Below are 12622 nucleotides of genomic sequence, written 5' to 3'. Positions count from 1 at the left end.
GTTATCTTTGTAACAAAAAATCGGACAAATAAATAAGCCCCATAGGGGCGTCATCAAAAGACAATCCATTAAGCCACCGTTTAGAAAGGTTTGCCTTGAGCAGAATTCAGTTTTTAGATTCTATTATTGAAGGCTCTTAGCTATTAATTTCGTAAATTACGAGGTAACCATTTACAGAAAAACAATGTTAAACATACTTTATCCATTAGTGATCCAAATTCCATCAAGCACTCCAAATCCAGGCGATTCGAGTACTCTCGATTTCTCAAGCCCCTTTGAGGTCATTGTCTATATAATTGCACCCATTCTATTGATCATCTTTTATTTTGCTTATAGAAAGCAACAAAGAAAAGACAAGGACAAGGATTAATACGCCCAATTCATTGTATTCAAAGATCATCCAATAGCTCAGTAGATATCAAGAACCTATGCACAGTGTAGGGTAGTGGGATGTTGGGTCATAAAACACCTTGTTTAGAATCCGATCCATAATTCTTAAAATTTGACACTTGCTACAATATTAAGCAGGGACTTGCTATATATATGAGTAATTTTGTCTTATGAACTTTACAGAATACTACTCGCGGATTTTAGAGATCAATGGGCAACATCCCAATCTCAGTTTTGAACAACACAAAAAAATGTTCAACATCATTGCTTTAGAAATGCGAATGGACGAATTGAACCGCATCGAATATGCACTCAAAGACCCCGACCTCCAACGGAAGATTTATCAGCGCAGCCAATCCGTGCAATCGCAGTTGGCAAAACTCACGGAGTTATCGCATGCGGCCAATCTCTTGGAAAAAATGATTGAGGCGTCGCAAAGGGAGTGATATATTCGATTAGATCAAAAAAAAGCCATCGACAAACCACTAATAAAGACGGTCCCAAAAACAGAGCACTCTTAATACTTAATACTCAGTACTTAATACCATTTCCTATTCAAACCTATGCCGTTTCTCCGCCGTGGAAGACGCATTGAGTAGATCATGAAACAGTTTGATATTATTAAAATCGCGCGTGATCGCTTCAGATACCGCAAGACCAGAAATACCCGTTGCCAATAAGTCCTTAACATCTGCTGTAGTGATGCCACCAACCGCAAGCACTGGGGTTTCGGTTTTTAAGACGTCCATAATGGCCGTATAGCCGTTGAGACCCAAAACTGTGGGAATGTTCGCTTTGGTGTTTGTAAATCGGAAGGGTCCCAAACTGATATAATCAACGTCCTTATTGATTAAATTTTTACAATCCTGCAAGTTATGTGCCGAGCCGCCAATCATTTGCCAAGTGTACAAATGCGTTCTGGCAACGGTAGGGCAGACGTCGGTTGTTCCTAAATGCACCCCATCGGCTTTAACGGCTTTGGTTATTTTGTAGTCGTCGTTGATGATCAATCGGGTTTGAAAATGAGAGGTGATGTCCCGAGCCTCCTGAGCCCATTTCAAATGTTTCTTTTCTGAAATATTCTTTAATCGCAATTGTACCAATTCTGCACCAGAAGAACAGGCTTTTTGGATGTTTTCCAAATGTTCTTTTGGGGTATTGCCTTGAGAGATATAATGAAGTTTAGGGATGATCATGATGTTGCTTTTTATGAGGAACGGAATTGTGGCAAGTTAAATACTTTAGGTGGGAAAGTGGAGTGGAATTTGGAATAAAATGGAGACATTGGGTGGGTGACTTAAAAAAAACATCTTCTAAAATCCGCTTCTCCAATGTTAATAAAATTGAACTTTTTCATGAAATTCATTATTTCATTAAAACTTCTTTAATACAACAATTCCTTCTTAGAAGCCTTTCTCCAACCCGCTTGGTTTTGATAATCGACAAAGAAAATCTTTAAGTCGACTTGATTTTCGTACTTCACGAAAAATATTTTCTTTTTTGCTTGATTAGCATATTTTGTAAAGAACCATTTTCCGTCATTCTTGCCTGCTTGATTTTCGTATTTAACTTTGAAAACTTTCAAATCGGCTTGGTTTTCATAATCCACAACGAATACTTTTACATCAGCCTGATTTTCATAGTCCACCGAATGAATTTTTTGAGCTTTTGCCATGTTGAAAGTCAAAAGCAGTATTGAGATTAAAAAAAAGTGTTTCATATTCTTGAATTTTAATTGGCATTCCTGGTAACATAGGTTACAATTAGATACAGAAGGAAAGTCTATGTTTGTCCTTGTGATGTGAGTCACCTATTAATAATCCAAATTAAGAAAAATTATGCGTCATCAGTTTTTATTGATCCTTTTTGTTTTTGTAGGATCTGTTTTGTACACTCCAGCCACTGCACAATCCTTAAGTGTTTCAGATATTGAGAATTCCGTGAAAACGGACGGTAAATATGCGATCCTCGTTCCTAACGCGCGATACTTTCAAGCAGCGGTTATGACGGGTAAAGAACTTAAAGGCAAGAATCCTAAAATGAGTTTCGAAATTGTCATCATCAGTGCGGCAGCGAAAGATTTAGCCACCGACGAAAGTTTGACTTCTTTTATTGAAATGAGCGAAAAAATTGGCGTTCGTATTGTCGTTTGTGAGTCGGCGATGAAGCACTTTGATGTGAAAAAATCAGATTACCACAGGTCTATTGAAACCACGCCAGATGGATTTGCCTATATTTTCGGTTTGCAAGAAAACGGCTACAAAACGATCACCCTATAATTGTGACGGATCGCTTTCAATATTAAACCATTGACATTTGAAATTAGCTGATTGCGCTCGATTGGAACAAATGTCCCAAAATAAATGATCTTTAGCACGATGACATGCGCTCGTGCTTTAAGCGTTATGATCTGGTTGAGCGATTCTCATTATAAACAACATCTCCCGGGATTGAAGTTCGTTTACGGTGAATTATGCGTCCCAAATGATTTTGTCTTTGTGATTAAACCAGGCTAAATAATTTTCGTTATAGGTTTTATGGATTTCATTTCGCTTGATTTTTAAGGTAGGGGTAAGGAGGTTGTTTTTTTCTGACCAAACTTCTTTTGTGATGATAACCATGGTGGTTATTCTTTCGTAGTTAGGAAGTTCCTTATTTAAAATCTCCAAGGTTTCCTCGCATGACTCTTCAATGATATCTTTCGATAAGACCATCGCATCTTCTGAAAGTTGCACCAAAGCAATGGGATTAGGCAATCCTAAGCCAACAACACATACTTGCTCTATAAAATCGTTTTCTAAAATTGTTTCCTCTATAGGATTTGGCACAATGTATTTACCTTTGGACGTTTTAAATGCGTCAGATTTTCTACCAGTAATGATCACAAACCCATCTTCTGTGATATGACCGATATCTCCACTATACATCCAGTCGTCTTTTAAAACGTCATTTGTTTTTTCTGGGTCATTATAATAGCCTTTCATCATATAGGGCGTTTTAATGATCACCTCGCCGTCTTCTGGGGCTATTTTAAGTTCTGCAAAAGGCACTACTTTACCTACGGAATCGTAAGGCGAATTTAAATCGACTGAATTGGTGATTGATCCACAAAGCTCGGTCATCCCGTAAGCTTCGATTAGATGGATGTCTAATTTCTTATAAAATTCTTTTAGGAATGCAGGTGTGATGGCAGCACCAGTGGCTACTATCTTACATTGGTTCAAGCCTAAGCCTTTTAATATCTTGTTTTTAACAATGGTCTTTACGATTGGAACTTTTAAATACAAGTCCAATTGCTTTTTAGGGATTTTACTCAGAATGCCTAAGTAAAATTTATTCCAGATCCGTGGCACCGAAAAGAATAGGGTAGGTTGGGTGCCCCGTAAATTCTTTGAAAAAGTGTCAATGTTCTCTACAAAAGATATGGAACCTCCAACGGTAATGGCGGTGGTTTCTACGCCAATTCTTTCACCGGCATGATTTAAAGGCAAATAAGAAAAAAATCGGGAGTCTTTAATTTTGAATACGCCAACCCAATCGGTCTGTTTTTCATGATGCATGATTAATGCCGGCGACCGATGAATATGCATGACACCTTTTGGTAGTCCCGTAGTACCCGATGTAAATAAGATGGTCCATAAATCCTCCAAATTCGGAATGTAATTTTCTTTTAGGGGTTCATTTCCTTTGATGAGTTCATCCCAATCCAAACCTGTAGTTACTTTTGCATTATCTTTATAATGCGGAAATCTGATCACTTTTAGTCCTTCTGGAAGTATCTCTTCTTTGCTTCCCCATTCATCTATTTTACCGACAAATAGCGCTTTTAAATCACTTAAATCGATAACCGTTTTTAATTGATCTTTTGGTAAGCTTGCATAATAGGGAACAGAAACAAAGCCGCCCATATGAATGGCCAAATCGGCTAAGACCCAATGGTAACAGTTTTTAGAATAGATACCAACATGGTCGCCTTTCTGTAGACCCTCCTTTTTTAAGGCAGTCACCATTTTTCGGGCTTCAAGTCCTGCTTCCTTAAATGTGAGCGTCGTCCATTCGTTTCCAAAGGGCTGTCTTAAAAAAACGGAATCAGGCGTGTTTTCTTCCCAGAAATAGAAATATTCAATAATACTTTTTATAGAATTATTTTCCTCTTGCATGCTGTTATTATTATTTTTCAAATAATTTTTTATTTAAATATTCGCGTTTATTTCTTATATAATCGGGCGTCAGTTGATTTCCCAAAAACCCAAAATCCAGCATAATTCATTACTTATGGGAATGAAACCCGTATGATTCGTTAGTTTTTGCCAGTAAAGCATTTTGATTCGTAAAAACTAATACTTTTAGAATCGCCAGCAAATCATACAGGTTTCGTGTCCTAAAATTCCATAGGAATATGAAATTGAATAGTCCTAAAGTCTATCCAAAAATGGTTTGCAACTTCATGGCTACAGACATATCGCCTTTAATTTTTACTTTCCCACCCATAACGGCAGCCATCGGATTCAATTCGCCTTTTGTTAGTGCTATAAAGTCTTCGAAACTTGTTTCTATAACACATTCTGCTGGGTCATTGCTGGTGGAAACTTGGTTGACATCGCCTTTGCCATCGATGTATAATTGCTCTTCTCCAAAATCGAATTTCAGTGTATGTCCGATTGGGTCTACTTTTGCTGTTTTTGCTTTAATGACGTCTAAAAGTGTTTCTAATTGTGTGCTCATTTTTTGATCTGTTTTTAAATTTATATTGGTATTAATTTCGTTTTTAGTTTCTGTGCTTTTTTCATAACTCACATCGTCAATGACCATTTTGGCGATAATCTCCCTCATGATTTCTGAGGTTCCGCCACCAATAGTCCCGATTCTGCTGTCCCTAAACATTCTGGCGATTTTATATTCTTCCATATAGCCATAGCCACCAAACGATTGTAAACATTGGGTCATGGTTTTGTCGGAGAGTTCTGTAGCCAATAGTTTTGCCATAGAGCTTTCTTTAACTGCGTATTTTCCATCATTATGAAGTCGAGAACAATGCAGTACAAATTGTTTGCAGGCTTCTATTTCTGATGCCAATTGTGCCATGCGATGTCTTAAGACTTGAAACTTGTTGATTGGTCTGTTAAAAGCAGTTCGTTCAGACATGTATTGCAAGGTGTACTCCAAAGCAGATTCGCTTGCGGCATAGCCCATAATGGCGCCGACCAAGCGTTCTAACTGTAGACCGCCCATCAAATAATAAAAGCCTTGACCTTCCTGTCCGATTAAATTCTCTTTTGGCACTTTAACGTTGTCAAAAGATAGTTCTGCCGTATCGGAAGCATGCCAACCCAATTTCTTTAATTTCGTTTTTTGAATGCCATCCGCATCTAAATCGACTACCAAAAGACTGACACCTCCAGGTCCGGCACTGACGTCCGTTTTTACGACACAGATGACGAAATCGCCATAAACCGCATTGGTAATGAATGTTTTAGAGCCATTCAGAATATAATGATCACCTTCTAAAGTGGCTGTAGTTTGTATATTCGCCACATCGGAACCAGCCGAAGGTTCTGTAATGGCGATCCCGCTTATGGCATCACCAGAAATGAGTTTTGGCAGATATTTTTCTTTTAATTGTTGCGACCCGTGTTTTAAAATATACGGACTGGACATGTATTGCACAACCGCTTGGGTGATGGCAAAACCGCCTGAAAATACTTTAGCGAGTTCTTCAACAAAAATAACATCGTAAAAGAAATCTAAGTCTGAACCACCAAACTCTTCCGGAAATCCTAATCCTAAAAAGCCTAAGTCGCCCATTTTTTTCCATACCTCAGTTGGGATCCGTTGTTCTTCTTCCCAGGTGTCTATGTTCGGAATCACTTCTTTTTTCATGAATGCTTTCAAACTTTCCTGAAACATTAAGTGTTCTTCTGTAAAATGATAATTGCTCATTTGTATCTGTTTATAATTTGTATTTATTTTCTTCGATAAAGTGTTTTGCAACAACTCTTCTTTTTTCTATAATATGTTCTGCAGGGAGCTGAATGAGCTTTTTAATCGCTTTAAAACTCATCAGAGCCATTTCTGGGGCTGCACTTGCGTAAATAACCTCTTGGGCAGCGTCGTTTATGATTTTAGCAGATTCATAGATGAAAATGCTGGTCATGGCTTCTCTTAATTCTGTTTGATGACTCTTGTTTTTAATGCTTCTCAACACCACACTTTCAAGAATATAGACTTGAGAAATGATATCGGAAAGCCTGGACAACACCTCTTGCTCTTTTTCTATGTCTTGTTGGAATTTTTGCATGGCTTGACCGCACACTAATTGCGCAAGCTTTTTGCAATTGTTTAAATACTCCAAACTAAAGTCAGCAAAAGATAGGGCAGGGTCGGCAGGTTTTAAATTACCAGCTTGTAAGTCGCCAAAGGTTTTCATTACGGTTTCCATTAGCGGAATTTTTCCTTTGAAAGCCAATTTTAAAATAGTTCCTGGAATTAATAGCCGATTTATCTCATTGGTGCCTTCGTAAATTCTGTTGCCGCGAATATTTCTATACAATACCGAGATATCACTTTCATTAGAGTAGCCCATCCCACCATGAATCTGTAGCGCTTCATCGACTACAAATTGCTCCACTTCAGAACCAAACACTTTAATAATGGCGCATTCTGTAGCGTATTCTTGAGCTACTTTTTGTTTAGAGAGCAATTCGTTTGCCGTTTCAGATAGGAAAAGATCGTACATGGTATCCATATCTCCAGCCAAGCGGTTCCAACTCGATTCTAAGGCATAAATAGACACCGCCATCTTGGCAATTTTTTCTTGAATAGCACCAAAAGAGGCAATGGTTTGATTGAACTGAACGCGTTGGTTGGCGTAAGTGACGCCGAGTTTAAAAGCTCTTTTTGAGATTCCAGATCCTGCGATTCCGATAAACAATCGACCGAGATTTAAGGCATTCATGGCAATCTTGAAGCCCTTATTCCGTTCGCCTAAAAGGTTTTTAACAGGGACTTTGACATCTTCAAAAAACACTTGTCGTGTGGACGAGCCATGGATGCCCATTTTGTCTTCTTCAGCACCTAAGGTCACGCCCCATTCTTTTTCAACAATCAAACAAGATAAATTTTCATCGCCGTCTATTTTGCAAAACACAGAGAACACGTCTGCAAATCCTGCATTGGTAATCCACATCTTTTGTCCGTTGAGAATATAATGTTTGCCATCAGCCGAAAGTGTCGCTTTTGTTTTCCCGGAATTCGCATCCGAACCTGCACCAGGTTCTGTTAAACAATAAGAACATTTAATTTTACCGGCAATAATGCCTCCTAAATATTTTTCTTGCTGTTCTGGGGTGCCATAAAAAAGAATGGTATTAATCCCTAATCCTCTCTGAACGCCCATAGATTGTGCAAATGCAAAACTATCGGACATGATTTCGGATGCCGCCATATCTGTTTTGATATCGCAACCCATGCCGCCGAATTTCTCAGGTACGGATAAACCTAAAAAGCCTAATTCGCCTAATAGTTCCAATTTTTCCGGTGCTATTTTCGTGCCTTCCTTGGTATCAAAAACGTGTTTTATAGGTTCAATTTCTCGGTCTAAAAACGCTCTGACAGATGCTCTAATCAATAGCTGATCTTCGGTGTATTCTTCGGGTGTAAAAACACTCTCGGAATCTGGCGTATATATTAAAAAAGCGCCACCATTTATAAGTTGTTTTGTGCTCATCAGTTCGTTATTTTAAGAAGGATTTTAATACGTTTGGCAATCCCATTTTATCATAGTTTAAATGCTGTGCGCCATCTACATACAATGAAATCCCTGTGATATAGGACGCCAGCGGACTCGCTAAAAACGCAACGGCATTGGAGATGTCTTTCACATCACCAAAACGTTTTAAAGGAATGGCTTTTTTGGCTTCAGCAAACATGTCTTGAACTTGTGCCGGATAGGTATCTAAACCGCTCGATTCTATAATTCCTGGTGCCACACAGTTGATTCTGATATTAAACTCGCTCCATTCTTGGGCTAAGGTTTTTGTGATGTTTTCAACCCCAGCTCTTGCAGCACCCGTATGGATCATCCCAGGAAAACCTCGATGCATATCCACAATAATATTGACGATATTACCTTGTTTTTGAGGAATAAAAAAAGCGTTTGCCATTTCACGGATCATATAAAATGTGCCGTTTAGATTGTTATTGATTACTGCATTCCAACCTTTATCATTTAAATACTCGGCAAGTACAGGAAATTGACCTCCAGCATTGTTTACCAAAACATCCAGTCTTCCGTGTTTTTCTTTGATCATGGCGGCCAATGCTTGGATTTCTTCGGTATTTCGAATATCACAAGCTTGATAATCGACGTATCCGAATTCAGAGAGTTTTTCAGCGGCTTCTTTTAAGGGCGCTTCTTTACGTGAGCAAATAATGACTTTGGCGCCCAATTGCAGCATATCTTTGGCGATTTGAAAGCCGATTCCAGAGCGACCTCCCGTCACTAAAACCACCTGATCTTTAAATGTATTGGATTGAAACATAGTACGTTTATTATTTTAAAGGGATATTGAGCATGGCTCTGGCTTCTTCTATAGTCGCAACTTCTCTACCTACAGATTTTGCTAAAGTCATCCCAGCGTCTACTAATTCGCCGTTCGATTTTGCCATATCTCCGTTTGGTAAGTAAAAATTATCTTCTAAACCAACTCTGAAATTCCCTCCCATGGCGGCTGCGATTGCAGACAATTGCCATTGTTTTCTACTGATGACGATAGATTGCCAAAAAGCACCTTCTGGAACTTGTTTTATCTGATGGATGAGATTCTCTGCCGTAGCATCAATACCTCCTAAAACACCCATCACTAAACTGTAACATGCATTATCAGGGAGTAATCCCATTTCTTTTAAAGGTTGTGCATTTCTGATATGCCCCGTATCAAAACATTCCATTTCTGGACAAATATTGTTCTCGTTCATCGTTTCAACAACCTTGATCATGTCGTCAAAAGAGTTCTCAAAAACCCCATTCCAAATAAATTGTTTGGCTCTTTTAGAGAATATCGCATAGTTCATGCTTCCCATATTAAAAGCCGCCATATCTGGTTTTGTTGCAGGTAAATGCTTTAAACGATCTTCTATAGAAAGACCAATTGCACCAGTAGAATAATTGATAATGACGTCTTTAGAATGCTTTCTCACTTCTTCCGAAATTTCTTGAAAAACCTCTGTGCGCCAAGAAGGCATACCATTGTCTTCTCTCGCGTGAATATGAACGATGGCAGCACCAGCATCTACGGCACGTTTTGCTTCCAAACCTAATTCTTTAGGCGTATAAGGGATGTCCGGACAGTGCGTTCTATTGGTTGCAGCACCTGTTAATGCTGCGGATAAGATTAGTTTTTTGTAAATCATAATTTTGTGTTTTTATTGGTCAGACCAATTTGGTTTTCTTTTTTCTTTAAATGCCAACAAGCCTTCCTGAGCGTCTTTAGACATAATTGTTTTTTGAAGCATTTGCATTAAATAGGCATGTTCAGATTCTTTTTTATTGATATAATCAGCTGCTTCCAATCCCAAACGGATCGCCATAGGGGAGTTCTCAAGAAGCTTATTTATAATGCTGTTCACCGTTTCATCTATGGTGTCTTTGGTAGCCATGTGCGTCACTAACCCATATTCAAAGGCTTTATTAGCATCTATATTATCGCCATTGATACACCAATCGATTACTTTTCGTTTCGGCATGATTTCTAACAGTGATGCCATGACTTGAAATGGGAATAAGCCACGTTTTACTTCTGGTAATCCAAGTTTTACATCGGCATTACAAACCACATAGGTTGGACCTGCCAGGAAAAAGAGTCCGCCTGCAAACACATCGCCTTCAATTTTAGAAATCACCGGTTTGTGTACTTTATTGAAAAGTTCTCCTAATAATATCTCCTGATCTGATTTTGGAATAGAGGATTCAAATTCACCAACCATGCCCATAAATGCCTTTAAATCGGCACCAGCACAAAACACATCGCCCAGAGCGTCAATCACCACAGCTCTTACGGCATTTATTTGTTTGGCGAATTGCATGGCAAAAGCAATTTCTTGCACCATTTGTGGGTGAATCGCATTTTTCTTTTCCGCTCTATCTAATGTCAGCGTAAGGACGTGTGCTTCAAATTTCAATTGGATAAAAGCAAAGGTTTGCTCCAAGGCTTTATCTACAAGTTCTTTATTAAAAAATTCCATAATTACTTGCTGTTTATTTTTAGTAATAAATGATCTACTTGGACATTCTGACCTTCTTCAACAAAAATTTCTTCGATGGTGCCATCTTCATCAGCCATAATGGTACTTTCCATTTTCATGGAAGAAATAACGATTAAAGGATCGTTTTCTTTAACCACATCACCTGTGGCAACAAGCAGTTTGATGATTTTTGAAGGCATAGGGGAGGTGTAGCCTCCTTTTTCTTTTGCCTTCTCTTTTACTGGGAAACGATCCAAACGTAAAACTTCTACATTTCCAATGGACGGCGTATGGATATAGGTGAACTTATCTTTTACGCAAATTGCAAAGGTCTTTTGAAGTCCGTTGGTGCTTAAACGAATGCTGTCTTCCGAACAATTTATGATTTCAGAAGTACGTTTTTCATCATTGATTAGCACCTCAAAGCTATCATCTAAATAGCGATACTGAACGGTGATGTCTTCATCATTGACAACAATCGATTCTTTTTGATGTTCGTAAAAGTTATTCCGCCATCCAGAAGGAATCGCTCTTAATTTTGTCCGCTGATGTTGGCGTTGTTGCCAATTGTATAAGGTTGAAACTATGGCTAACTCTTCTTTATCTTGTTGATTTAGTGTAGCTATAGCCGTTAAGTCTAATTTGTTTTCAATAAAATGCGTATCGTAGTTACCAGCTATAAAATCATCATTGTTTATGATGGTTTGTAAGAAGGCTAAATTTGTTTTTGTGCCTTGGCAAATCGTGTTTTTGAGGACATAATTCAATTTGTTCAGTGCTGCAATTCTATTGCTGTCGTGCACAATAATTTTAGCAATCATCGGATCATAATGCATCGAAATTTCGGAACCTGTTTGAATGGCAGATTCCACTCTCAATCCTTCAACTTCCGGATAGCTAAGCTTATGTACGGTACCAGTAACTGGTGCGAAATTATTTTCCGCGTCTTCGGCATACAACCGGACTTCAATAGCATAACCATTGCCTTTGATGTCTTCTTGTTTTACTTGCAATGGCATTCCTTTTGCGGATTCAATTTGCATTTTAACTAAGTCCAAATCGGTAATTTCTTCTGTAACCGGATGCTCTACTTGTAATCTGGTGTTGACTTCAAGGAAAAAGAAGTCGTTGGTGGACTCATCAAAAATAAATTCTACGGTACCAGCATTATCATAATTCAGCGCTTTAACTGCAGCCACAGCCACCTTGCCCATACGATCTCTAAGTTCTTGAGTCAAAACAGGAGAGGGGCTTTCTTCCACTACTTTTTGGTAGCGTCTTTGGATGGTACATTCTCTTTCTAAAATATGAATCACATTCCTGTGTTGATCCCCAAATACCTGAAACTCGATATGTCTCCCAGAAGCGATATATTTCTCCACCATTAAATCATCATTGCCAAAAGCATTCATAGCTTCTCTTTTTGAAGATGTAATGGCATTGTCTAATTCGTCTTCTTTATGGACGATGCGCATGCCTTTACCACCACCACCATAGGTCGCTTTTAACAAGAGCGGGAATCCAATGCGTAAAGCTTCGTCTTTTAAGGTTTGAGGAGACTGATCTTTACCTTTATAGCCTGGAATGGTTGGTACCTTCGCTTTTTCCATAATGGATTTAGCTTCTGCCTTAGAACCCATGGCTCTTATGGCTTCTACATTTGGACCAATAAAAATGAGATTTTCTGTATGACATCGCTCTGCAAAATCAGGATTTTCAGATAGAAAACCATAGCCAGGATGAATGGCATCAGCATTCACTTGTTTTGCAGCGGCAATGATTTTATCTTGATTCAAATAGGAAGCCGCAGGCTCCGAATCACCAATATGAATGGCAAGATCTGCTTCTTGTACATAAGGTGCGTTTTTATCGGCATCGGCGTATACAGCAACTGAGATAATTCCCATTTGCTTGCAAGTTCTGAAAATGCGGGACGCAATTTCTCCTCTGTTTGCAACTAAAATTGTATTGATATGTTTCATGCTATTGA

12 protein-coding genes are annotated in these 12622 nt (G+C 38.6%); 3 read left to right on the top strand and 9 right to left on the bottom strand.

Features of this window, described 5'->3' with window-relative positions:
* Positions 1 to 184: 184 nt before the first annotated feature.
* Together J4051_RS07055 and J4051_RS07050 are read left to right on the top strand one after the other, a co-directional pair.
* Complete coding sequence (locus tag J4051_RS07055) at positions 185 to 370, top strand: adenylosuccinate synthetase (protein WP_208233157.1); 186 nt, start codon at positions 185 to 187, stop codon at positions 368 to 370.
* 190 nt (positions 371 to 560) lie between these two features.
* Positions 561 to 836 (top strand): hypothetical protein, encoded by a 276-nt coding sequence (locus tag J4051_RS07050; RefSeq protein ID WP_208233156.1) that lies wholly within the window; start codon positions 561 to 563, stop codon positions 834 to 836.
* A 105-nt stretch (positions 837 to 941) separates the two neighbouring features.
* Here J4051_RS07050 and thiE read toward each other — a convergent pair whose 3' ends face one another.
* A complete protein-coding gene (thiE, locus tag J4051_RS07045) occupies positions 942 to 1586 on the bottom strand; it encodes a thiamine phosphate synthase (RefSeq protein ID WP_208233155.1) in 645 nt (214 codons plus the stop codon).
* A gap of 188 nt (positions 1587 to 1774) precedes the next feature.
* A complete protein-coding gene (locus J4051_RS07040; protein WP_208233154.1) occupies positions 1775 to 2110 on the bottom strand; it encodes a DUF6150 family protein in 336 nt (111 codons plus the stop codon).
* A 118-nt stretch (positions 2111 to 2228) separates the two neighbouring features.
* Here J4051_RS07040 and J4051_RS07035 point away from each other — a divergent pair, with 118 nt between their 5' ends.
* Positions 2229 to 2669 (top strand): DsrE family protein, encoded by a 441-nt coding sequence (locus J4051_RS07035; RefSeq protein ID WP_208233153.1) that lies wholly within the window; start codon positions 2229 to 2231, stop codon positions 2667 to 2669.
* A 192-nt stretch (positions 2670 to 2861) separates the two neighbouring features.
* Here the strand turns inward: J4051_RS07035 and J4051_RS07030 are convergent, their stop codons facing one another.
* The 7 genes from J4051_RS07030 to J4051_RS07000 form a co-directional block, all read right to left on the bottom strand.
* The gene (locus J4051_RS07030) at positions 2862 to 4571 is read right to left on the bottom strand and encodes an AMP-binding protein (RefSeq protein ID WP_208233152.1); all 1710 of its coding nucleotides are present in this window, start codon (positions 4569 to 4571) and stop codon (positions 2862 to 2864) included.
* A 241-nt stretch (positions 4572 to 4812) separates the two neighbouring features.
* Entirely contained in the window at positions 4813 to 6330 is a 1518-nt protein-coding gene (locus tag J4051_RS07025; RefSeq protein ID WP_208233151.1) for an acyl-CoA dehydrogenase family protein, read from the bottom strand.
* A 10-nt stretch (positions 6331 to 6340) separates the two neighbouring features.
* Positions 6341 to 8116 (bottom strand): acyl-CoA dehydrogenase family protein, encoded by a 1776-nt coding sequence (locus tag J4051_RS07020; RefSeq protein ID WP_208233150.1) that lies wholly within the window; start codon positions 8114 to 8116, stop codon positions 6341 to 6343.
* Between the two features lie 7 nt (positions 8117 to 8123).
* Entirely contained in the window at positions 8124 to 8930 is an 807-nt protein-coding gene (locus tag J4051_RS07015; protein ID WP_208233149.1) for an SDR family oxidoreductase, read from the bottom strand.
* A 10-nt stretch (positions 8931 to 8940) separates the two neighbouring features.
* Positions 8941 to 9801, bottom strand: a complete 861-nt coding sequence (locus J4051_RS07010) for a BKACE family enzyme (RefSeq protein WP_208233148.1) — start codon at positions 9799 to 9801, stop codon at positions 8941 to 8943.
* Positions 9802 to 9813: 12 nt separating this feature from the next.
* Entirely contained in the window at positions 9814 to 10632 is an 819-nt protein-coding gene (locus tag J4051_RS07005) for an enoyl-CoA hydratase-related protein (RefSeq protein WP_208233147.1), read from the bottom strand.
* A 2-nt stretch (positions 10633 to 10634) separates the two neighbouring features.
* Positions 10635 to 12614, bottom strand: coding sequence for an acetyl/propionyl/methylcrotonyl-CoA carboxylase subunit alpha (locus J4051_RS07000; protein WP_208233146.1), 1980 nt, complete (start codon positions 12612 to 12614; stop codon positions 10635 to 10637).
* Positions 12615 to 12622 lie beyond the last annotated feature (8 nt).

Origin of the sequence: Gelidibacter pelagius (assembly GCF_017581925.1) — a bacterium.
In the GTDB taxonomy this organism is placed as follows: Bacteria; Bacteroidota; Bacteroidia; order Flavobacteriales; family Flavobacteriaceae; genus Gelidibacter; species Gelidibacter pelagius.
This window is presented reverse-complemented; position numbering and strand designations above follow the sequence as displayed.